A 21,602-nucleotide genomic window follows, 5' to 3' on the forward strand; every position below is an offset into this window, starting at 1 on the left:
GGCCCCGGTTCATCTTCCTCTCCGCGAGGATCGAGGTCGAAGGCCGTGGTCGCGCGCTCGTCTCCTGATACCCCGCTCCTCTTGTGGGAATCGCACAAGGCGGGGTGGGGTGAGGCTGCGTGGGTCCGGGGTATCCCGCTCGGAGAGCGCCCGCATACCGTGGGCCCATGATCAAGAAGACCTCGCCAGCGACCGGTGCGGCTGCTGTTGCGACCGCTGCTGCCCCCTCATCCCGCTTGGCCCTTGCCGCGCGCGAGACCGCCCTCATCGGCGTCGGCACCACGGCCCTCGCCCTTATCGGCCAGATCTCGCTCCCGCTGCCCTTCACCCCGGTCCCGGTGACCCTGGGCTCCCTCGCCGCCCTCGGCGTCGGCGCGGTACTCGGCAGCCGGCGCGGCATCGCCTCCTCCCTCCTGCTGGCCGCGTTGGCCGCCGTCGGCGCGCCCGTCCTCGCCGGCTGGAGCAGCGGGGTTACCGCTTCCTTCGGCTATGTCCTCGGTTACGCCCTGGCCGCTGGGCTCGCCGGCCGCGTCGCCCGCTCGGACGCCGGCCTTCCCACCCGTTTCGCCCTCATGCTCATCGCCTCGAGCTCCGTGTTCGTCCCCGGGGTCATCTGGCTCAAGATCGCCCTTGGGGTGGGCTGGGGCAAAGCCGTCGCCCTGGGGCTGACGCCCTTCCTCGTCGGCGATGTCCTCAAGGCCGCTTTCATGACGGTGGTGACCGTCAAGCGCCGCTGAGCGCGGAGCCGACTCCGCGACCGGCCCGGGTGATCGACGCCCGGGCCGGTCGCGTGTCCGGCATGCCGCCGGGCTTGGGAGGATCGCGCGAGGTGACGCGCTGTGCCTTCTGGCCCACGTATTCTCCCGGCCGGGGCCATATCGTTCCGCCATGAGCGCCGACCTGTCCGTCCTCGACCCCGTCCCCTCCGTCGTCGGGCGCGGCCGGGGCTCCGCCCTGATCGAGATGCGCGAGTTGGCGCGCGTGGCTGACAGGGCCGGCTACGCCCGATACTGGGTCACCGAGTACCACGCCTCGCCCCTCTACCTGTCCTCGGCCACGCCGATCCTGCTGGGCCAGGTGCTCGCCGCGACGGAGCGGATCGGTGTGGCCAGCTGCTCGATGCTCCCCAATCACTCGCCCCTGGTCGTCGCCGAGCAGTTCGGGACCCTTGCCACGATCTACCCCGGGCGGGTCGGGATCGGGCTGGGGCGCGCGCCCGGCACGGACACGATGACGGCGGAGGCGCTGCGGCGGGGCCCGGCGGACCCCGCCGCCTTCACATCGAGCATCACCGACATCCTGGGCTACCTGGGTCACGGCGAGCCGGAGGGTCCCGGGAGCCGGGTCCGGGCGGTCCCGGGGGAGGGGACCCGCCCGCCCGTCTGGGTGCTCGGCTCCTCGGTCAACGGGGCGAGGGTCGCCGGCGCGCTGGGTCTGCCCTTCGTCGTCGCTTCGCATTTCGCCCCCTCGCAGGCCGAGGCGGCCGTGGCCACCTACCGGTCGGTGTTCGACGCCTCCGCACCGACGGCCACCACCGAGGCCCCGCGCGTGGCCGCGGCGGTGAACGCGGCCGTCGCGCCCAGCGAAGATGAGGCGCGCCGCCTCTTCTCCACCGCGATGGCCTCCTCAGCGCGGCTCGTCTCCGGCGCCCCGGGCCCGTTGGAGCCGCCGCTGGAGGATGCGGAGGACTGGCGGGCGCTGGCGGCCGGGAGGGAGCGCGCTGTTGAGGAGGCGATGCGCCTGTCCTTCGTGGGGGTGCCCGAGACCGTGGTCACCGGCCTGCACGAACTCGAGGAGCGCTGGGGCCTGGAGGAGGTCCTCGTCCTGTCGTACATCCACGACGCCGCTGCCCGCCGCCGCTCCTACGAGCTCCTCGCCTCCGCCTGGCGCCCCTGATCCCATGAGCGAGACCGGTCGAAAATAGGAGCGAGACCGGTCCGCGGACCGGTCTCGCTCCTATTTTCGACCGGTCTCGATGAAAGGGGAGGGGAGGATAGAGGGGAGGATGGGCTCATGCTCGCGGTTCCCACAGTCATCGTCCGCCCCCGGTTCGGGCGCCCCCTCACGCTCCTCGTGGCGGGGATCGGGGCCGCGCTCGCGGTCACGATCGGCATCAACGACGGCGCCCGGCACTTCCTCATCTCCCTGGCCTGCGCTCTCGCCGCGACGGCCGCGGCCTACGCCCTGTGGTGGCAGCCCGAGCTGCGCCTCGACGAGCGCGGCCTGACCGCGCGCAACCTCCTGGCCACCCACCGCGTCGGCTGGGGCGCCTACCAGAGCTGCGGCGGTCGCTGGGGCCTGGAGATCATCACCGACGACGGCGCCCGCGTCCCCGTCTCCGCGGCGCCCCGCCAGGGCGGGCTGTCGATCGGCGTGAGCCGGCAGATCGAGCGCTCGCGCGCCGCTGTCGGGGAGAGCCCGGAGGAGGGAGGGCCCGAGGCCCTCCTCCTGGGCGGCGGGGACCGCGTTCCCGAGGGCGCCCACGGCACTCGGCGCCCCATTGCGCTCGCCCTCACCGCCGAGCGGGCCGCCGACCTCATCGAGGCCTACCGCGCGCGTCTTCAGAGCGCTGCGGCGACTGGCGCGGGGGTCGATCCCGCCGCCGCAGCGCCCTCGCTCGAATGCGGCACCCAGCGCAACCCGGGGGCGATCGCTGTGATATCGATCGCTGCGATCGCCGTCCTCGTGGCCGGGACCCTGGTCCTGCTGTAGAGCCGTGAGCGGTAGCACAGGAGCGGTGTCACCCTCGCCATGGCGCGCCGGGCGGACGCGCGACTAGCCTTGGCCCGCTGTGCGCCTCGCGCGGTGTCGGCCCGACGCCGCGGCCTCCCCGGGCGCTCCCCAGACGGAAGAAGAGCCCACATATGACCGTGCGCCAGGACCTGCGCAACGTTGCCATCGTCGCCCACGTCGACCATGGCAAGACCACCCTTGTCGACGGGATGCTCTGGGAGGCGGGCGCGTTCGGCGCCCGAGCCACGCAGGAGAACACCGCCGAGCGGGTCATGGACTCCGGGGAGCTCGAGCGCGAGAAGGGCATCACGATCCTCGCCAAGAACACGGCCGTCCATTACGCGGGCCCCGCCGCGATCGACGCCGGTCTGCCGGACGGCATCACCATTAACGTCGTCGACACCCCCGGCCACGCCGACTTCGGCGGCGAGGTGGAGCGCGGTCTGTCGATGGTCGACGGCGTCGTCCTCCTCGTGGACGCCTCCGAGGGCCCCCTGCCGCAGACCCGGTTCGTTCTGCGCAAGGCCCTGGCCGCGAATCTGCCGGTCATCCTCGTGGTCAACAAGGTGGACCGCCCCGACTCCCGCCTCGACGAGGTGGTCTCGGAGTCCACCGACCTGTTGCTCTCGCTGGCCTCCGACCTGGCGGACGAGCATCCCGACATCGACCTCGACGCCGTCCTCGACGTGCCCGTCATCTACGCCTCCGCCAAGGCCCGCCGGGCGGATACCGTCCAGCCGGCCGACGGCGAGCTGCCCGCCAATGAGGACCTCGAGCCCCTCTTCCGCACCATCATCGAGCGGATCCCCGGCCCCGCCTACGACGAGGGCGCTCCCCTCCAGGCCCACGTCACCAACCTGGACGCCTCCCCGTTCCTGGGCCGCCTGGCGCTGCTGCGCATCCACAACGGCACGATCCGCAAGGGGCAGGTCGTGGCCTGGGCCCGTCATGACGGCACACTGGCCAATGCCCGCGTCTCCGAGCTGCTGGTCACCGAGGGCCTGGACCGCAAGCCCGCCGAGGAGGCCCATGCCGGTGACATCGTGGCCATCGCGGGCATCGAGGACATCACCATCGGCGAGTCCCTCGTCGACCCCGATGACCCCCGCCCGCTGCCCCTCATCACCGTTGACGATCCCGCCATCTCCATGACCATCGGGATCAACACCTCCCCGATGGCCGGGCGCAGCAAGGGCGCCAAGGTCACGGCCCGCCAGGTCAAGGACCGCCTCGATCGCGAGCTCATCGGCAATGTGTCCCTGCGCGTCCTTCCCACCTCCCGGCCCGACGCCTGGGAGGTCCAGGGACGCGGCGAGCTCGCCCTGGCGATCCTGGTGGAGCAGATGCGCCGCGAGGGTTTCGAGCTCACCGTCGGCAAGCCCCAGGTGGTCACCCGCATGATCGACGGCAAGCGCCACGAGCCCGTGGAGCGCATGACCATCGACGTCCCCGAGGAGCACCTGGGCGCCGTCACCCAGCTCATGGCCGCCCGCAAGGGCCGCATGGAGACGATGACCAACCACGGCACCGGCTGGATCCGCATGGAGTTCCTCGTGCCCGCGCGCGGCCTCATCGGCTTCCGCAGCCAGTTCCTCACCGACACCCGCGGCACGGGCATCGCGTCCTCCATCGCGGAGGGCTACGAGCCCTGGGCCGGCACGATCGTTTCGCGCACCACGGGCTCCCTCGTCTCGGATCGCGCGGGCGCTGTCACCGCTTACGCCCTCATCCGCCTCCAGGATCGCGGCACCTTCTTCGTGGAGCCCACGCAGGAGACCTACGAGGGACAGGTCGTGGGGGAGAACCCCCGTAATGAGGACATGGATGTCAATGTCGTGCGCGAGAAGCAGCAGACCAACATGCGCTCCTCGACCGCCGACTCCTTCGAGGGGCTCGTGCCGCCCCGCAGGCTCACCCTCGAGGAGGCCCTCGAGTTCGCCGCCGACGACGAGTGCGTGGAGGTCACCCCTGAGGCCGTGCGCATCCGCAAGGTGATTCTTGATTCCCAGGAGCGGTTCAAGGAGGCGGCTCGCCGCCGTCGTTCCCAGTCCTGATGACCGCCCTTCCCTGGAGGATCCCTCATGAATGATGCTGTGACCAGACCTGACGAGGCCACTGCCGCGCTGGAGGCCCTGCGCGCCGCCACCCCCGATCACGCTGCCGAGGGGGCCGAGGGTGAGGCGATGCTCGACGGCGATGCCCCCGCCGAGGCCATGCCCGGGCAGGATGGGTCGCCCGACGCCGCCGAGGCCGGGTCCGATCCTGTCGATGGGGCTGCCGCCGACCACGGGGCCGGGGGCACGGTCCCCGGTCTCGTGCTGCCGACCGACGCCGCCATCGCGGCGAGGGCCCTGGCGATCGCCACCGCGGCCGACCGGATCGGCGTCGTCCTGCCCGGGGCCATTGCCCCTGGGGAGCCGGTGGAGGGAACTGGGACCGCGGCCGACGGCGGTGCTGAGGCGGGTGAGGCCGAGGGGGCGGTCACCGGGGGGAGCGCCGAGCCCACCGGCCCGGCCGGGGTCTCCGACGCCGCTGTCGCTGCCGCCGCCCTGGGCGTCGTCGCCGCGGCCACGCGCACCGCTGCCCTGCCGGCCGGTGCCGATACCCCGGACGACGCGGCCGACGTTCCCGAGGCGGGCACCGCCGAGGACGAGTCCCCGGCTGCCGCAGCGGCTGCCGATCCCGAGGTTGCCGGCGCTGGGGATGCGCAGGAGCCGGTCGAGGGCGCCGACGACGTCGAGACGTCCTCCGATGCCCCCTCCGATGCCCCGGGTGATGCCGTCGCGGCTGCTGAGGGAGATGAGCCCGCGCCCCATCCCGGTAGCGAGCCCGGCCCCGGGGGCGGGGCCCCGTCCAGCGCGGATGCTGAGCTCGCTGACCCTGCCGGTGAGGATCCCCCCGCCGGCTCCGCGCAGGAGGGCTCGCCGGAGGCGCCTGCCGTGGGCCCTCAGGAGCCCGATGCCGCTGATCCCGCCGTCGGTGCTGCCACAGCGGTGGCGGTGGCCGCCGGCGCCGCTGCGGCCGCCGCGCGGCTGAGCCTCACGCTCCCCGAGACCGCCACCCCGGAGATCGCCGTCGAGGAGGAGGAATCCGGGGCTGGCGCTGCTACCGGGGAGGCGGGCAGCGCTGATCGTTCCGGGGAGGATGGGGAGACAGGCCGCGCCGCCATCCTCCTCGCCCTGGCCAAGAGCTCCGCTTGCAACCCCCGGCGCCTCATGATCGCCGCGGCGGCCCTCGTCGCCGCCGCGTGGCTCGGCTCGGCGATCTGGACCACCCAGGCCCTCGCCGCTGACTCGACCGTCGGCGGTGTGAGCGTCGGAGGGATGAGCCCGTCGGAGGCGAGGAACGCCGTCGAGCGGTCCTTCGCCGCGAGCCTGGCGAACCCGGTCACGGTCACCGTCGGTGACAAGTCCGCCCAGATCACGCCCGCCGACTCCGGCGTGAGTGTGGACCCCAGGGCCAGCATCGGCCGCCTCACGGGCTTCACCCTCAACCCGCTCACCATCATCGACCGCTTCGGCGGGGATTCGGTGCCCGCCGCGACCTCGGTGGACTCGTCGGCCCTCACCCGCAGCCTCAACAGCCACTTGGACGAGCTCTCGTCGGGCACCGTCAACGCCGGGATCTCCCTTGAGGGGACCAAGCCCGTGGTCTCGCCGAGCCGTGCCGGCATCGGTGTCGACGTCGCCGCCTCCGTCGATGAACTGTCCTCCGACTGGCCGCTGGGAGCCCCCACCATCGCCCTCGTCGAGGGGACCACGAGCCCCGCCGTCACCGATGAGCAGGCCCAGTCCTACGCTGATAGCGTCATCGCCCCGCTCCTGTCCGCCCCCGTGAGGGTCACCGCGGATGGGGCGATGACGGCTGCTCCCGCCACAGGGGCCCTCACTCTGAGCCCCCAGCGGCTCGCCTCCATGCTGAGCATCAGCTCCGAGACTGGCGAGATCTCCGCCGCCCTCGATCCCGATGCGCTGCGCAAGGCGGTGATCGGGGCGATGGGGTCCCAGATCGAGAGGGCCGCTGTCGAGTCCGGGTGGACCATTGAGGGCCGCGCCGACGCCGCGCCGCAGTACGTGGCGCCCGTCGCGGGTCTGGCCATCGACACCACCGCGCTGTCAACGGCGATCATCGCCACCGGCAGCGCCCAGACCGACGCCTCCCAGCGCGAGGTCATCCTCCCGATGGCCGAATCCGCTCCCAGCTCCACCACATCCCAGGACGACTGGGGTATCAAGGAGATCGTCGGCGAGTACGCCACCCCCTACTACGAGGACGCCGCGCGCACCCAGAACCTCGTCGCCGGGGCCGCCGCGATCAACGGCGAGATCATCATGCCGGGGGCCACCTTCTCCACGAACAACTCCCTGGAGCCCGTGGACGCCGAGCACGGTTTCACCTCCTCTGGTGTCATCCTCAACGGGGTCCACACCGAGGCCTTCGGGGGCGGGCTCTCCCAGATCGGCACCACCGTGTTCAACGCCGGATACGAGGCCGGGATGGACGATGTCGAGCACCATCCTCACTCCTACTGGTTCGAGCGCTACCCGGCGGGTCGCGAGGCCACCCTGTGGTCGCCGGAGAAGGACGTCAAATTCACCAACTCGACCCCCTACCCTGCGCTCATCCAGGCATGGGTGGTGGACGGAGAGGTGCACGTGCGCCTGTGGTCGACGCATTACTACGACGTCTCGATCGTCTCCGGTGAGAAGGAGGGCTACACCCCCATCGGCACCGTCAACCGCTCCGGTCCGGGCTGCGAGCCCTACGGCGGGGGAGAGGGAGGCTTCTCCATCACGGTGACTCGCAGTCGCACGGCGCCGGACGGCACCGTCACCGAGGATGTCCTGCGCACCACCTACGACCCCGACCACGCCGTGACCTGCTCCGGTGGGGGCGGCGCGCAGCCGTCGGCCGAGCGGGCTGGGCAACCCCGGAGCTCCGGGGGCTCCTCCCAGACGGGCGCCCAGGGCCAGCAGGCGCCGTCCGACTCCGCAGCGGCCGCCGACCCGGCGCCCCCGGCCGAGGCTGCCCCCGTGGAGCCTCAGGCGCAGGCGGCGCCCACCGTCGATGACCCCGCGCCCCAGTCGACGGTGGCGGCCCAGCCGGCACCCGATGCCAAAGCGGACTTCGGCCGACAGGACTAGTCGAACCGCCGCACCGCGAGGCATGGCGCGACGGTGGCGTGGCATGGTCTGATTCCGAGCAACCATCCCGACAACGATGCCAATATGCTGTTGAACAGCGCCAATAGGTTGTCTTGGTGCATGGGGGCTGTCGGCCATATGGGTCTTATGTGGTCTGGTAGGAGGCGATTCTGTGCGATTTCGGGCTCCGTCGTGCGGTGCCCGGGCGTGTTGGGGGGAGTCCGGTGGGCGGCCCGACGGCAGTGCCGTCGGATGGAGGCGACCGGACGCGGTGCTGGATGCCCGTGCGGACGTGCTCGCCGCCACCATGCGGTCGTCTTGGGGATTCGCTCCGAGCGGGACAATACTTGCCCTTGATCGGACGCTGCCGACGGGCGGCGCCGGGCCCTAGTCGAGAGGAACTCCGTCATGACCTACGTCATCGCCCAGCCGTGCGTGGATGTCAAGGACCGTGCCTGCGTCGACGAGTGCCCGGTGGACTGCATCTACGAGGGCGAGCGGAGCCTGTACATCAACGCCGACGAGTGCGTGGACTGCGGCGCCTGCGAGCCCGTATGCCCCACGGAGGCGATCTTCTACGAGGACGACGTTCCCGAGGAGTGGGCGGACTACACCCGCGCCAACATCGACTTCTTCGAGCTGCGCGGCCTCGGCTCGCCCGGCGGCGCCCAGAAGACCGGTGCCCTGGACTACGACGACCCCATGATCGCCGCCCTGCCCCCGCAGAACGAGGAGTACCGCGCCGAGCACGGCCTCGACTGAGACGGGCCCGCCCTCACCGGCGCCCGCGCCGCGCGGCCATCGTCAACTTCGTGCTTCTGGCCACGGGTTCGGCGGGAAGGGCCAAGGACTCGTCGCCAAAAGCACGAACTCGCTGAGGGTTGGAGGACAATGCGGGGGTGAACGCCTCCACGGACCGGCCCCGCGCCCTGCCCCGCCCGCTCGCCCTCCCGGACTTCCCCTGGGACACCCTCGCCCCCTACCGGGCCCGAGCGGCCGAGCATCCCGGCGGCGTCGTCGACCTCGCCGTCGGCACCCCCGTGGACGGCACCCCCGCCATCGCCCGCGAGGCCCTCGCCGCCGCCGCCAACGCCCCCGGCTACCCGGCCGCCATCGGCACCTCCGCCCTGCGCGCCGCCATCATCGACTGGGCCGCCCGCCGCCGCGGCGTTACCGGCCTGACCGACGCCCACGTCATCCCCACGATCGGCTCCAAGGAGTCCGTCGCGCTCCTGCCCCTCCAGCTTGGCGCGCGCCCCGGCGACCTCCTCCTCCACCCCCGCGCCGCCTACCCCACCTACGACGTCGGGGCCCGCATCGCCGGGGCCGCGCCCATCCCCGTCGACACCGACGCCGATCCCGCCACCTGGGACCTCCCCGACGGCGCGGGCACCCCCGAGCGTCCCATCGCCATGATCTGGCTCAACAGCCCCGGCAACCCCGACGGCCACGTGCTCGATGTCGACCAACTGGCGCGGATCATCGCTTGGGCGCGCGAGCGCGGCGCTGTCGTCGCCTCCGATGAGTGCTACGCCGAACTCGGCTGGGAGGCCCCCTGGGATGCCGAGCCCATCCCCAGCCTCCTCGATCCCCGTGCCACGGGCGGGGACATGACCGGGCTGCTCGCCCTCTACTCCCTGTCCAAGCAGTCCAACCTCGCCGGCTACCGCGCCGCCCTGCTCGCCGGGGACCCGGCGCTCGTGGGCGTCGTCACCGAGATCCGCAAGCACACCGGGATGATCCCGCCCGCCCCCATCCAGGCCGCCATGGCCGCCGCCCTGGGCGACGACGAGCACGTGAGTGCCCAGCGCGAGGTCTACCGCGCCCGTCGCGACGCGCTCGTCGAGGCGACGGCTGCCGCCGGTCTCGTGGGCGATCCCGCATCCGTGGCGGGCCTCTACCTGTGGCTCGGCCTGCCCGAGGGCGCCGCCGCCCGGAGCGCCTACGAGCTCGTCGGTGCCTTCGCCGAACTCGGGATCGTCGTCGCCCCGGGCGACTTCTACGGGGAGGCGGGAGCCGGGCGGGTGCGTATGAGCCTGACCGGCACCGACGAGCGCGTGGCGGCCGCCTGCGAGCGCCTGCGCTCCACTGATCTGTTCCGGCGCTGAGGCGCCCCAGTGCTCGCCTGCGATGGGGCGACTGGACTGAATCCGTGCTCAGCAGTGCATCGGGGACCCCATCGTGCTTCACAGGACGCGCACAGCGCGCACATTGTGCGCATCCATTTCCAGGTCTCATGCTCATGCCATGACACACATCGCTCCGTACCATTCCATCGCGCTCACACGGCGCCGCCTTCTCGCCGCCAGTGCGCTCGGGGCCTGCGCCCTCACCGCCTGCGGTCGGGTGGGCACGACCTCCTCCACCGCCGCGGACGACTCCCCCAGCGCGCCCGCGGCGGGCACGGCGGGGTCGGCCGCGGTACCGACGCTCGACGAGCTGATCCCTCTGACGGCCTCCTTCTCCCAGTCCTCCTACGAGGACGAGCGGACCGGCCTCTCCTTGCCGTTCAATGTCTTCCTGCCCGAGGGGTACGACAGGACCGGCTCGTATCCGCTGATCACCTTCATCGCCGACTCCTCGCGTGTGGGCGATGATGTCGCCGCCCCGCTCAGCCAGTACGGGGCGCTCATCTGGGCGCACGAGACCACCCAGGCGCGAGCGGCGAGCATCGTTGTCGTCCCCTGCTACCCCGAGGTGGTCCTCGACGACCACGGCGGGTACACGACGACCGACTGGATCGGCGTGACGCAGAGGTTCGTGCCTTGGCTCCAGGAGCGCTACGCCGTGGACTCCTCGCGCGTCTACGGCACCGGCCAGTCCATGGGAGCAATGATCCACCTGCTGCTCCAGGCCACGGACCCAGCGCTGTTCACCGCTTGCCTCTTCGTCGACGGGCAGTGGGACATCTCCCAGCTCGCAGGGCTGAAGGAGGCGACATGGGCGTACCACGTCGCCGGTGGGGACGAGCGGGCGCTCGCGGGGCAGCAGGAGGTTCGCGCCATGCTCGATGCCGACGCAATCCCCTATGCTCAGGCGGGCGAGACATGGGATGCGACCGCGACCCCCGCCGAGCTGGACGCCGCGGTGTCCGAGCTCGTCTCATCCGGCCGGCCGCGCCTGTTCTCCTCCTTCACCGCGGGCACTGTCATGGAGGCGAACCCGGGGACCGGCATGGAGCACATGGCGTCCTTCGAGCCGGCGTACCGGCTCACGGGTTTGCGCCAGTGGCTGCTGGCGCAAACCTCCTGAGCGACTGCCTGTCTCCGGGCGACGCCGTCGGACCGGCACGTCCTAAGAGGTGACGCGCAGGTGACGGCGCGATCGCTACAGTGAGTCGGACCCGGGGGACCCGGGCCCACCGGCTCGAGGCGACCGCCCGCGCGGAGCGCCGAACAGTGAGGAGAGCGATATGACCGATACCAGCCCCACCACGAGCGCGCCCGCCGCCGAGCCGCGGTCCCTCAACGACAGCGATGCCGTCGGCATCCTCACCATCGAGGACCGCCGCTTGGAGCTCCCGCGCGCCTACGCCACCGAGGGCTCCGACGGGCTGGGCGTGGGCAGGCTCCTCGCGTCCACCGGCATGGTCACTCTCGACCCGGGGTTCACGAACACGGCGTCGTGCACCTCCGGGATCACCTACATCGACGGCGACGCCGGCATCCTGCGCTACTGCGGCTACCCCATCGAGGAGCTGGCCAAGTCCTCCTCCTTCCTGGAGGTCGCCTTCCTGCTTATCAACGGTGAGCTCCCCGACGCCGAGACCTTCGAGCGCTTCGAGCGGCGCATCGCCCGTCACCGCCTCCTCCATGAGGACTTCCGCAGCTTCTTCACCGCTTTCCCCTCCTCCGGTCATCCCATGGCGATCCTTCAGGCGGGTATCTCCGGTCTGGCCACCTACTACGAGGACACCCTCAACCCGCACGACCCCTACGAGCGGGAGCTCGCGACCGTCCTGCTGCTGAGCAAGATGCCGACGATGATCAGCTACATCGCCCGACGGGCCATCGGCCTGCCCCTGGTCTACCCGGATCCCAAGTGCGGATACGTGGAGGACTTCCTGCGCCTGACCTTCGGGATGCCCTACCAGTCCTACGAGATCGACCCCGCGATCGTGAGGGCCCTGGACATGCTCCTCATTCTTCACGCCGACCACGAGCAGAACTGCTCCACCTCCACGGTGCGGCTCGTCGGCTCGGCGGACGCCAACATGTACGCCTCCGTGGCCGCGGGCGTGGGGGCCCTGTCCGGTCCGCTGCACGGCGGTGCGAACGAGGCCGTCCTGCGGATGCTCGACACGATCCAGGCCTCGGGCATGAGCACCGCCGAGTTCGTCCGCAAGGTGAAGAACAAGGAGGACGGCGTGCGGCTCATGGGCTTCGGCCACCGGGTCTACAAGAACTACGACCCGCGCGCCGCCATCGTCAAGGCCACCGCTCATGACGTGCTCACCCGCCTGGGCAGCGACTCCGGTGATCGGATGCTCCAGATCGCCATGGAGCTGGAGGAGACGGCCCTGAACGACGAGTACTTCGTCTCACGCCGCCTCTACCCGAACGTGGACTTCTACACGGGCCTCATCTACCAGGCGATGGGCTTCCCCACGAAGATGTTCACCCCCCTGTTCGCCCTGGGGCGCCTGCCCGGGTGGATCGCCCAGTACCGCGAGATGATCTCCGATCCCGCCAAGCGCATCGGTCGTCCTCGCCAGGTCTACACCGGTGCCACCGAGCGGCACTATGTGGCCATCCACCGCCGTAAGCACTCCGATGCCGTCTATCCCGCCACCCGTTCGGGCGAGCGCGCGCTCGACCACGTCACCAAGGTGTGAGTCGGTCCTCCCGGCCTCGGGCCTGCCGTCCAATCCGGCCCGAGGCCATGGCGATGAGCCCGCGGAGCCCCTTTCTGTTCGGGTGCGCTCGCTCTGATACCCGCTGCGGCTGAGGGCGGGGGGGGGCGGCTAGCGCGCGGCGCCGAGCTCGATGCTCTTGCCGCCGCGGGGAAGGGCCTCGACGGCGCCGGACTGCGAGTTGCGGCGGAACAGGACGTTCGAGGCGCCGGCGAGCTCACGGGCCGCCACCACGCGCGGCTCTCGGAACAGGCCGTGCCCGCCGGGGACGACGCCGCCGGACGGCATCACCGACACCCTCGTTCCGGCGGTGATGTACAGACCGGCCTCCACGACGCAATCGTCGCCCAGGGGGATGCCCAGGCCCGAGTTGGCGCCCAGCAGGCAGCGCTCGCCGATGCTCACGCGCTTCAGTCCGCCGTCGGCGAGCATCCCCATCGTGGAGGCGCCACCGCCGATATCGGAGCCGTCGCCGATGAGCACTCCCTGCGAGACGCGCCCCTCCACCACGGAGCGGCCCAGGGTGCCGGCGTTGTAGTTGACGAAGCCCGATGCCAGGACAGATGTGCCCTCGGACAGGTACGCGCCCAGGCGCACGCGGGCGCCGTCGGCGATCCTCACGCCCGTGGGCACCACGTAGTCCACCATCCGCGGGAACTTATCCACGGAATGCACGTGGACCGGACGGCCCAGGGCCCGGCGCAGGCGCATGCGGGTCGCCTCGAAGCCCTCCGCGGCGCAGGGACCCGCCGCCGTCCACACCACAGTGGGCAGGCGGGAGAAGATGCCGTCCAGGTTCACCGTGTTCGGCTCGGCCAAGCGGTGTGAGAGCACATGGAGGCGCAGATAGGAGCCGGCGACGGTCCGCGGGGCGTCGTCGAGATCCGCCCAGGTGCGCACCACCGTGGTGTGGACGCCGCGCGCCTCGTCCTTGGTCTCCATCGCGCTGAGCGTGGCGAGTAGATCAGAGTGGCCGTCGGCCGGCTCATCGCCGAGGACCGGTCGCGGGTACCAGACGTCGAGGGTGGAGCCGTCGTCGGTGACGGTGGCCAAGCCGAGGCCCCAGGCGCTTCGCGTTGTCATGGCCCTAACCCTACGGGAGAGGAGCCCCGACACGGCCCGACTCTCCCGGTATCCGGGCCGGGCGCGCCAGGGTGGCACAATCGCATCCATGGAGCGCACCACGATCCACCTCATGCGACACGGCGAGGTCCACAACCCCGAGGCGGTCCTCTACGGGCGCATGCCCGGCTACCACCTCTCCGCGCTCGGCCGGCGCATGGCGGAGCGCGTCGCGGAGGTCCTGCGCTCGACCGATCACGACATCGCCGCCGTCATCACCTCCCCCCTGGAGCGCGCCGTCGAGACCGGTGCCCCCACCGCGCGGGCCTACGGGCTGGAGGCGACGACGGACGAGCGCCTCATCGAGGCCGGCAACCACTTCGAGGGGGTCGCCGTCAACCGCAATCGCTGGGTGCTGGCGCATCCGCGCCACTGGCCGTACTACACCAACCCCCTGCGCCCGTCCTGGGGCGAGCCCTACGCCGAGCTCGTGACCCGCATGAGCGGGGCCATCCGCTCCGCGCTGCCCCTCGCGCGCGGGCGCGAGGCGCTGCTCGTCTCCCACCAGCTGCCCGTGTGGGCCACGCGGCTCTGGGTGGAGGGGCGTCCCCTGGCGCACGATCCCCGGCGCCGCCAGTGCGCGCTCGCCTCGCTGACCTCCCTCGCCTTCGACGGCGGGACGCTTGTGGGCGTGGACTACTGGGAGCCCGCGGGCGAGCTCCTGCATGTGGCCGAGGACATGGTTCCCGGAACCTCCGCCGCCAGTGAGAAGGGAGCAGCGTGACCTCTCAGAAGACGCAGAAGGAGAAGGCGGAGAAGCAAGCGGGGGGCGATCCCGGGGATGGCGCCGAGGCGCGCCCCGATAGCGCGCCGAGCGAGCCCGATGCCGCCGGCGCCCCGGTGGCTCGGCCGAAGAGGGGACTCATCCGTCGGCCGTCGAAGAATGACGAGGCCGTCACCATCAAGGTCCGCGAGATCTTCGACATCGTCGACGCCCGCGAGGCCCGGGCCGCCTCGGAGCGCCTCGCGGCGGAGAGGGCCACCGCCCAGCCGAGCTGGACTGGGCAGGACTTCGTGTGGTGGAACACCGCTGCCGTTCTCACCGCCGCTCGCGCCGGGCGCCGCCCCAACCCCGTCTCGCCGATCATCGACCCCGTGCGCAGTTCCTTCGGATCGGGGGAGTGCATGCTGGCCAGCTGTGATGCCGAGCTGCTCATGTGGCGGCGCGGCGATGCCACCTACAACCCGTCCAGGGGATTCTTCCTCGCGGGCGGGCCAGTGGGGCTGGCACTGACCGCCGCGTTCTTCGGCGGGCAGGCCGTGGTCAACAAGAGGAGGCGCCGCGCCGCCGCGGCGGACGCCGTCGAGAAATGGCGCCACCTGGCCAACGCCCGCGTGACCGTGTCCACGCACGGCATCTATATCGGAACGGGTGAGGGCATCATGCCGGTGGGTTATCACGAGGTGCAGGAGGTGGCCTCCACCGGCCCGGGCGAGATCATCATGGCGGCGAGCAATGCCAAGGGCACCGCGCGCTGGAAGCTGCGCGGCCAATGGGCCGAGCTCATCCTCATTCTGTGGTCGGTGCTGTACATGCCCGAGCATCCGCAGGTGGTGGGCCGCACCTGGCTGCCGCAGGGCTGGCTTGATCACGCGGCGGCGAACGGCTACCCCGTGGATACCTCCACCTGGCCCTGCTTCACTCCGAACCCGGATGCGCCCTCTCTCCCTTGAATCGAGACCGGTTGTTGTGAGGGGTGAGACCGGTTGTTGTGAGGGGTGAGACCGGTTGTTGTGAGGGGTGGGGTTGGTTGTTGGTTGCTGGGTGGGGTGGGTGGGGGTTTTCCACAGGTTGGTGGTGGGCTCTGGTGGTGGGGGTGGGTGGGGTTTTAGGGTTGGGGTTCGACGGCGATGCTGCTGTCGTTGGGGCCGACCTGGGGCCTCGAAGCACCACCCTGGTCCATGTCCGTTCCTCCTTGGCCGGAAGGTCCCAGAGCCCATGACCCCCGCACCCGCATCCTCCCACTCACCGATCCGCACCACCGGCGTCGCAGAGCCTCGATGGCGCCGCCGCCGTCCCAGCGACGTCCGCCGCTGTATCGCCCTGGTCCTGCTGGCGTGCGGCGCCCTGGCGTCGGGGCTGTTGGCGGCCTGCGCCAAGACCCCCGCCCCGCCTGAGACCGGTGGAACCCCACCCACCCACCTCACCACCACCACGGCACCAACCACCACCACTGCGGCACCAACCACCAGCGCGCCGGCCTCGCTCAGCCCCGAACTACAAGCCCAACGCGCCACCGCCCTGGCCGCACCCAAACCAGTCAAACCCACCGAAGCCACCGAGAACACCCAACAAGGCGCCGCTAGCTCAGTGGCATACTTCTTCACCCTGTACCGGCATGCCTTCGTCACCGGCGACACCACCGACCTAGCAGCCATGAGCGAAGAAGGCTGCGTCTTCTGCCGATCCACCATCGACGACGCCACCAAACTCCACAAAGACGGAGGATGGGCCAACCCCTGGACCCAAAAAATCACAAACATCGAATACATCACCCCAGGAAAAGGAAAAGAATACTGCGGAATTAGACTCACTGTAATACTAGAAGAATCAACGATGATAAATCGCCGCGGCGAGTTGGTTGAAAATGAAACAGAAGAGTCGGAGCTGTTTATGATCTTGCGACACTATGATGGCATATGGCATATCGGAGAGGTGTCAGTAAAATGATGTTGCACACAAGCCTAGCGGCCGTCTTAATAATTTGTTCCTCACCTCTCACGGCGCCGCACGGCGGTCATCCCCCGGAAGACGGGGACCTGCAATACGACGGTAGAGCGTCCGGAAATGAAGTCACCCTGATGTCATCGGTATACGAGGAGGTGATTGTTCGAGGAGACCCCTCTTCGTCGGACAGTGAGACCGGCGGGGGTGGGGGGCAGGTGGTGGTCTCGGCCGCCCAACCCCAGAGCGCGCCCATCGAAGGCGATTTCATCTGCGATGGGCAGGACCCCCAAGGCAACGACACCGGTGCATGCCGCTTCCAACCAACCCCCACACGCCCCACAGCACCCGCACCCGACCCGGCCACCACGACACCGCCACCACTGATCGTCACCGCCCACGACATAGCCACCCTCATCGTCGACGGCTCAGGCATCACCCTACAACCACCACCCGGGAACACCATCTTGCTCCACATGTCCCTGATCGCCCACACCAACCCCGCCACCCGCACACTAACCACCACCATAGCCAACACCACCATCGACATCGAAGCCACCCCCACCACCTACACCTGGAACTGGGGAGACAACACCACCACAACCACCACCGACCCCGGACACCCCTACCCCAACCACACCATCACCCACCAATACACCACCACCAACAACAACACCACCATCACCCTGACCACCACCTGGACCGCACGATACAAACCCACCAACACCACCAACTGGAAACCCATCACCGGCTACATCACCACCACCCAAACCACCCCACCCCTAACCATCCACCGCCTCACCCCCTACCTCACCAACGACACCCAACACCACCACAACCACTAACCCACCCCACCCCCAACAACAACCGACCTCGGCGAAGGGGGAGGACGGGAGGTCAGCGCAGGACGTAGGCGGTCATCCAGCGGCGCATGGCGCCCAGCACCTGCTCGCGCACGGGGGGCGCGGAGAGGATGAGGTCGTGCATGGCGCCGTCGAAGCGCGCCACGGTGACGAGCGGCCCCAGGGCGACGGCGCGCCGGGCCATCGCGTCGACGTCGGTCACCGTATCCGTTCGGCGTGAGTCCGGTGTCCACGTCGCCCCCAGGCGCGAGCGCGCCGACCCCATCGACAGCACCGGGCAGCGGATATCGAGCCCTGCCGCCACCCGGGCCTGGCCGGCGAGGATCGCCCGCAGCCATCCGGGCCGGATCGGCGCGCCGGGCCGGTGGATCCACTCGTCGTTGATCTGCCAGCCGCGCACCCACGGGTCGTCCGCCCACGCGGGATCCGGCTCGCCGTCGCGCTCGTCCCAGCTATCGGTGACGCGGAAGCGCTTCTCGGCGGGCAGGCTCGGCGTCGGCAGGGGCCGGCGCGGATCGCGGCGCGCCAGCGCGCGCAGCACCGGCCGACCGAGGAGCCTGACCGGCGCTGCTCCCCGGATCTCCAGCCATGGGGAGGCCAGGATGAGCGCCCGCAGCGCCCCCGGGTGGCGATCCGCCCACAGGGAGGCCACGAGCCCGCCCGTGGAGTGCCCATAGCCGACGACGTCGATCCCCTCCCCGCGCTCGGCCCGGATGATGCTGAGGGCCCGGCCGATCTCCTCATCGTAGTCGTCGAGTGACATCGTCCAGCCGAGCATCTGCCCCTTGCGCAAGGAGCGCCCGTAGCGGCGCAGGTCGAGGGCGTAGAAGGCCCCGCCCAGCCGGGAGATCTCCCGCGCCAGGTGCGTGTGGAAGAAGTAGTCGTTCCACCCGTGCAGGTAGAGCCAGGCGAACGAGGGAGTCGTGGGCGTGCCCGGCAGGGCGTCGGGATCCTCCGCAGGCACATGCCGCACCAGGGTGGCGACGGCGCCGTCGGCCTCCTCGTCCGGCAGCAGTTCCAGGGTGCGGGCCTGGAATCCGGGGCCGAGGTGGTCAGGGCCCCAGTCGTCGAGAGGAGCCGCCCCGGTCCCGGTCATGTCGGGCCTGCCGCGTGGAGCATGACCTCTTCACCGTCGATGGGGATCAATTTCGCCCCTGCGGGCAGGGGCGACCAGGCGGACGATGTCGTTGCGACCGGGTGCCGCGCCTCCGGATCCGGCGTTGGATAGGCATTGGCTCATGAGATGAACTTAGCCGAAGACGCGGCCTGTGAGAGCCGGTTCCCGGATACTCCGTCGTTATCAACTCCCCGGCTCGGCGCCCTCAAGGAAGTCGCGCAGCACGGCGTTCATCTGATCTGCCTCGATGAGGAAGCCATCATGCCCGTGAAGAGAGTCGATGGTCGCGCGCCGTGCGCCCGGGATGCCCTCGGAGAGCTCATCGGCCTGCCAGGTGGGGAAGAGCCGATCGGAGGACACGTCGACCACCAGCGCGCGGGCCGTCACCCCCGCCAGGGCCGCCGGGATCCCGCCGCGCCCCGTGCCGACGTCATGGACCATCATCGAGTGGGTGACGATGAGGTAGGTGTTGGCGTCGAATCTGGCCAGGAGCTTGCCCGAGTGATGATCGAGGTAGGACTCCACCTGGTAGCGCCCGCCGACGGCGGGATCCTCCGCGCCCTGGTGCGCCCGCCCGAAGCGGGCGTCGAGCTCGGCGGCGCTTCGGTAGGTGGTGTGCGCGATCGCCCGCGCCAGCGCCAGCCCGCGCACCGGCCCCACCGGGTGGGAGTAGTAGTCGCCGTCGAAGAAGTAGGGATCGCCCACGATGGCGAGCTCCTGGAGGTGGCACCAGGCGAGCTGATCCGCCGTCGTCGAGGCACCGGTGGCCACGAGTGCGAGGTTGCGCACCCGCTCGGGATACCCCACTCCCCACTCGATGGCGCGGTGCCCGCCCAACGAGGCGCCCACGACCAGGTGGAAGACCTCGATCCCCAGGGCGTCGGCGAGGCGGGCCTCGGCGGCTACGGCGTCGCGAGTGGTCAGCCACGGGAAGCGCGACCCCCAGGGGCGCCCGTCCGGCGCCAATGAGGAGGGCCCGGTAGAGCCCTGGCAGCCGCCGAGGATATTGGCGGCGACGACGAAGTACCGCTCGGTGTCGATCGCCCGCCCCGGCCCCACGAGACTGTCCCACCAGCCGGGGGTGGGGTGCCCGGGGCCGGGCTCGCCGGTGACGTGGGAGTCCCCGGTCAGGGCATGCAGGACGAGGACGGCATTGTCGCGCGCCTCGCTCAGCTCCCCCCAGGTCTCGAAGGCCAGAACCGTGTTCGGCAGGGTCTCCCCGGACTCCAGGGGCAGATCCCCGATCTCCAGGAAGCGGCGGTGGCCCGGATCGTCCCCGGTGCGCCAGGCGCCGGTGGGGGAACCCGCCGCGCGGTCGACGAGTTTGGAGGCGGCCGTCCCCACACCGGCCGTGACGGGCTCCGACGAGGTGGACTTGGGCCGGCCGGGAGACGGAAGGGCGGGGTCGGGCCGGCCGGGGCCGGGCGGTGCCGACTGACTCATGGCGCTCTCCTCGGGGCGGGGCCGGCGCTCAGCGCGGGCCCAGGACCGCCAGGCCGCGGTCGAGGTCGGCGATGATGTCGTCGATGTGCTCGATGCCGATGCTCAGGCGCACCGTCCCCGCGCTGATCCCCGCGGCCGCCAGGCCGGCGTCGTCGAGCTGCGAATGCGTCGTCGTCGCCGGGTGGATGGCCAGGGAGCGCACGTCCCCGATATTGGCGACGTTGGAGAACAGCTGGAGGGCGTCGATGAAGATGCTCCCGGCCTCTCGGCCACCGGCGAGGTCGAAGGTGAGGATCGATCCGGCGCCGCGCGGGCAGTACTTGCGGTGCAGCTCGTAGTAGGGGCTGGATGGCAGGCCGGAGTAGCGCACCTGGCTCACCGCGGGGTGGGACTCCAGATGGCGGGCCACGGCCAGGGCGTTGTCCACATGCCGCTCCATGCGCAGCGAGAGCGTCTCCACCCCTTGGGCGATGAGGAAGGCGTTGAGCGGGCTCGCGGCGAATCCGAGATCGCGCTGGCCCTGCGTGTGCGCCTTGAGGACGAAGGCCGCGTTACCCAGTGGCGAGCCGACTCCCAGGTCGCGGGCGAAGACGATGCCGTTGTAGGACGGATCGGGCTCGTTGAAGCCGGGGAAGCGCTCGGCGTGGGCGGCGTAGTCGAAGCTCCCGCCGTCGACGATGACGCCGGCGATCGAGGAGCCGTGCCCGCCCAGGAACTTCGTGGCGGATTCGACGACGATATCCGCCCCCCACTCGAAGGGCCGGGTGAGGAACGGGGAGGCCACCGTGTTGTCGACGACGAGCGGCACCCCCACGCGGTGCGCGGCCGCGGCGATGGGCTCGATGTCGAGGATGTCGCCCTTGGGGTTGGGGATGGACTCGCCGAGGAAGCACACGGTGGTCTCATCGGCCAGCGCCTCCCAAGCGGCGGCGTCGGAGGGATCCTCGACGAACCGGGTGGTGATCCCGAGGCGGGGAAGCGCGGCGGTCAGCAGGTTGACGGTGCCGCCGTAGAGCGACGGCGAGGCGACGAGGCTCGAGCCCGCGCCGCCCAGGGTGAGGATCGTCAGCGTGGTGGCGGCGCTGCCCGAGGCCACGAGGTGGGCGCCGGTGCCGCCGTGCAGGGCGCAGATCCGCTGGGCGACGGCGGCGTTCGTCGGGTTGTCCAGGCGCGTGTAGATGGGACCGAGTGAGGCCAGGGAGAAGCGGTCGGCCGCCTCGGTGGCGCTGGGGAAGACGAAGGAGGAGGTCTGGTAGACCGGCAGCGCGCGGGCGCCGGTGTCGGAGTCGGGGGTGTGGCCGGCCTGGACCTGGAGGGTTTCGAACCGCCAGGAGGCGAGGGTGTCGGGGGTGGTCGCTGCGTTACTCATCGGGGGTCCTTCACGGGTGCCGGTGCGTGTCTGCTCTTGCCCTCGTGGGGCGGGGACGCGCACGTGGGCCGACGGCGGCGCGGCGGCGTGCGCGTCAGTGATGCATTCGGCGGGTGAGGCGGCAGGACATGGCTCGAAAGGTGCCACGGCGGTGGTGCGGCGCGCAAGCGCGTCCGGATCGCGGGAGTGCCGCGGTCTGAGCCTGGTCACAGCGTGATCACGATGTGCGGTTGTGAGGGAGGTCACTGGGTTGTGGGGGAGGGTGTTCGATCTGCGGGATTCCGGGGTTTGTGG

At 70.8% G+C, this 21,602-nt stretch carries 17 protein-coding genes; 13 read left to right on the plus strand and 4 right to left on the minus strand.

Translation table 11 applies throughout. The features are described 5' to 3' along the window. The first annotated feature begins 167 nt into the window (after nucleotides 1-167). The 9 genes from B6G06_RS01450 (at nucleotide 168) to B6G06_RS01490 (ending at nucleotide 12,711) form a co-directional block, all read left to right on the plus strand. Nucleotides 168-737 (plus strand): biotin transporter BioY, encoded by a 570-nt coding sequence (locus B6G06_RS01450; RefSeq protein ID WP_081170604.1) that lies wholly within the window; start codon nucleotides 168-170, stop codon nucleotides 735-737. A gap of 151 nt (nucleotides 738-888) precedes the next feature. Then, on the plus strand, nucleotides 889-1,896 hold the full coding sequence (locus B6G06_RS01455; RefSeq protein WP_081170605.1) for an LLM class flavin-dependent oxidoreductase: 1,008 nt from the start codon (nucleotides 889-891) through the stop codon (nucleotides 1,894-1,896). A gap of 117 nt (nucleotides 1,897-2,013) precedes the next feature. Next, a complete protein-coding gene (locus B6G06_RS01460; RefSeq protein WP_080463527.1) occupies nucleotides 2,014-2,712 on the plus strand; it encodes a PH domain-containing protein in 699 nt (232 codons plus the stop codon). A gap of 152 nt (nucleotides 2,713-2,864) precedes the next feature. Next, a complete protein-coding gene (gene typA / locus B6G06_RS01465; RefSeq protein ID WP_080463526.1) occupies nucleotides 2,865-4,787 on the plus strand; it encodes a translational GTPase TypA in 1,923 nt (640 codons plus the stop codon). Between the two features lie 27 nt (nucleotides 4,788-4,814). Beyond that, nucleotides 4,815-7,877: a VanW family protein gene (locus B6G06_RS01470; RefSeq protein WP_081170607.1), complete on the plus strand. Its 3,063-nt coding sequence runs from the start codon at nucleotides 4,815-4,817 to the stop codon at nucleotides 7,875-7,877. Between the two features lie 408 nt (nucleotides 7,878-8,285). Then, entirely contained in the window at nucleotides 8,286-8,639 is a 354-nt protein-coding gene (gene fdxA, locus B6G06_RS01475) for a ferredoxin (RefSeq protein ID WP_017178949.1), read from the plus strand. A gap of 137 nt (nucleotides 8,640-8,776) precedes the next feature. Further along, nucleotides 8,777-9,985 carry a succinyldiaminopimelate transaminase gene (gene dapC, locus B6G06_RS01480; RefSeq protein WP_080463524.1) on the plus strand — a complete coding sequence of 403 codons (1,209 nt, stop codon included), beginning with the start codon at nucleotides 8,777-8,779 and terminating at the stop codon, nucleotides 9,983-9,985. Nucleotides 9,986-10,124: 139 nt separating this feature from the next. Next, a complete protein-coding gene (locus tag B6G06_RS01485; protein ID WP_081170609.1) occupies nucleotides 10,125-11,129 on the plus strand; it encodes a carboxylesterase family protein in 1,005 nt (334 codons plus the stop codon). A gap of 160 nt (nucleotides 11,130-11,289) precedes the next feature. Beyond that, nucleotides 11,290-12,711: a citrate synthase gene (locus B6G06_RS01490; RefSeq protein WP_080463522.1), complete on the plus strand. Its 1,422-nt coding sequence runs from the start codon at nucleotides 11,290-11,292 to the stop codon at nucleotides 12,709-12,711. Between the two features lie 129 nt (nucleotides 12,712-12,840). Here B6G06_RS01490 and dapD read toward each other — a convergent pair whose 3' ends face one another. After that, on the minus strand, nucleotides 12,841-13,812 hold the full coding sequence (gene dapD / locus B6G06_RS01495; protein ID WP_080463521.1) for a 2,3,4,5-tetrahydropyridine-2,6-dicarboxylate N-succinyltransferase: 972 nt from the start codon (nucleotides 13,810-13,812) through the stop codon (nucleotides 12,841-12,843). A gap of 88 nt (nucleotides 13,813-13,900) precedes the next feature. Here dapD and B6G06_RS01500 point away from each other — a divergent pair, with 88 nt between their 5' ends. The 4 genes from B6G06_RS01500 to B6G06_RS10605 all read left to right on the plus strand — a co-directional run bounded on the left by B6G06_RS01500 (nucleotide 13,901) and on the right by B6G06_RS10605 (nucleotide 17,361). Continuing rightward, the gene (locus B6G06_RS01500; RefSeq protein ID WP_080463520.1) at nucleotides 13,901-14,575 is read left to right on the plus strand and encodes a histidine phosphatase family protein; all 675 of its coding nucleotides are present in this window, start codon (nucleotides 13,901-13,903) and stop codon (nucleotides 14,573-14,575) included. After that, nucleotides 14,572-15,525: a hypothetical protein gene (locus B6G06_RS01505; RefSeq protein ID WP_229657986.1), complete on the plus strand. Its 954-nt coding sequence runs from the start codon at nucleotides 14,572-14,574 to the stop codon at nucleotides 15,523-15,525. The genes B6G06_RS01500 and B6G06_RS01505 overlap by 4 nt, the downstream gene beginning before the upstream one ends. A gap of 265 nt (nucleotides 15,526-15,790) precedes the next feature. Next, nucleotides 15,791-16,522 (plus strand): DUF6318 family protein, encoded by a 732-nt coding sequence (locus B6G06_RS10170; RefSeq protein ID WP_164505176.1) that lies wholly within the window; start codon nucleotides 15,791-15,793, stop codon nucleotides 16,520-16,522. A 131-nt stretch (nucleotides 16,523-16,653) separates the two neighbouring features. Beyond that, nucleotides 16,654-17,361, plus strand: a complete 708-nt coding sequence (locus B6G06_RS10605; RefSeq protein WP_164505177.1) for a zinc transporter — start codon at nucleotides 16,654-16,656, stop codon at nucleotides 17,359-17,361. A gap of 52 nt (nucleotides 17,362-17,413) precedes the next feature. Here B6G06_RS10605 and B6G06_RS01515 read toward each other — a convergent pair whose 3' ends face one another. The 3 genes from B6G06_RS01515 to B6G06_RS01525 form a co-directional block, all read right to left on the minus strand. After that, nucleotides 17,414-18,475 carry an alpha/beta hydrolase gene (locus B6G06_RS01515; RefSeq protein ID WP_081170612.1) on the minus strand — a complete coding sequence of 354 codons (1,062 nt, stop codon included), beginning with the start codon at nucleotides 18,473-18,475 and terminating at the stop codon, nucleotides 17,414-17,416. A 204-nt stretch (nucleotides 18,476-18,679) separates the two neighbouring features. Further along, a complete protein-coding gene (metX, locus tag B6G06_RS01520) occupies nucleotides 18,680-19,939 on the minus strand; it encodes a homoserine O-acetyltransferase MetX (RefSeq protein ID WP_081170614.1) in 1,260 nt (419 codons plus the stop codon). Nucleotides 19,940-19,967: 28 nt separating this feature from the next. Further along, nucleotides 19,968-21,308: an O-acetylhomoserine aminocarboxypropyltransferase/cysteine synthase family protein gene (locus tag B6G06_RS01525; protein ID WP_081170616.1), complete on the minus strand. Its 1,341-nt coding sequence runs from the start codon at nucleotides 21,306-21,308 to the stop codon at nucleotides 19,968-19,970. Between the last annotated feature and the right edge of the window lie 294 nt (nucleotides 21,309-21,602).

Source organism: Actinomyces gaoshouyii, assembly GCF_002076915.1.
In the GTDB taxonomy this organism is placed as follows: Bacteria; Actinomycetota; Actinomycetes; order Actinomycetales; family Actinomycetaceae; genus Actinomyces; species Actinomyces gaoshouyii.

Excerpts from the sequence above, each read along its gene's own strand:
- B6G06_RS01450 (WP_081170604.1), top strand. The coding sequence starts at position 168 with ATGATCAAGAAGACCTCGCCAGCGACCGGTGCGGCTGCTGTTGCGACC.
- B6G06_RS01455 (WP_081170605.1), top strand. The coding sequence starts at position 889 with ATGAGCGCCGACCTGTCCGTCCTCGACCCCGTCCCCTCCGTCGTCGGG.
- B6G06_RS01460 (WP_080463527.1), top strand. The coding sequence starts at position 2,014 with ATGCTCGCGGTTCCCACAGTCATCGTCCGCCCCCGGTTCGGGCGCCCC.
- typA (WP_080463526.1), top strand. The coding sequence starts at position 2,865 with ATGACCGTGCGCCAGGACCTGCGCAACGTTGCCATCGTCGCCCACGTC.
- B6G06_RS01470 (WP_081170607.1), top strand. The coding sequence starts at position 4,815 with ATGAATGATGCTGTGACCAGACCTGACGAGGCCACTGCCGCGCTGGAG.
- fdxA (WP_017178949.1), top strand. The coding sequence starts at position 8,286 with ATGACCTACGTCATCGCCCAGCCGTGCGTGGATGTCAAGGACCGTGCC.
- B6G06_RS01485 (WP_081170609.1), top strand. The coding sequence starts at position 10,125 with ATGACACACATCGCTCCGTACCATTCCATCGCGCTCACACGGCGCCGC.
- B6G06_RS01490 (WP_080463522.1), top strand. The coding sequence starts at position 11,290 with ATGACCGATACCAGCCCCACCACGAGCGCGCCCGCCGCCGAGCCGCGG.
- dapD (WP_080463521.1), bottom strand. The coding sequence starts at position 13,812 with ATGACAACGCGAAGCGCCTGGGGCCTCGGCTTGGCCACCGTCACCGAC.
- B6G06_RS01500 (WP_080463520.1), top strand. The coding sequence starts at position 13,901 with ATGGAGCGCACCACGATCCACCTCATGCGACACGGCGAGGTCCACAAC.
- B6G06_RS10170 (WP_164505176.1), top strand. The coding sequence starts at position 15,791 with ATGACCCCCGCACCCGCATCCTCCCACTCACCGATCCGCACCACCGGC.
- B6G06_RS10605 (WP_164505177.1), top strand. The coding sequence starts at position 16,654 with ATGTCATCGGTATACGAGGAGGTGATTGTTCGAGGAGACCCCTCTTCG.
- B6G06_RS01515 (WP_081170612.1), bottom strand. The coding sequence starts at position 18,475 with ATGACCGGGACCGGGGCGGCTCCTCTCGACGACTGGGGCCCTGACCAC.
- metX (WP_081170614.1), bottom strand. The coding sequence starts at position 19,939 with ATGAGTCAGTCGGCACCGCCCGGCCCCGGCCGGCCCGACCCCGCCCTT.
- B6G06_RS01525 (WP_081170616.1), bottom strand. The coding sequence starts at position 21,308 with ATGAGTAACGCAGCGACCACCCCCGACACCCTCGCCTCCTGGCGGTTC.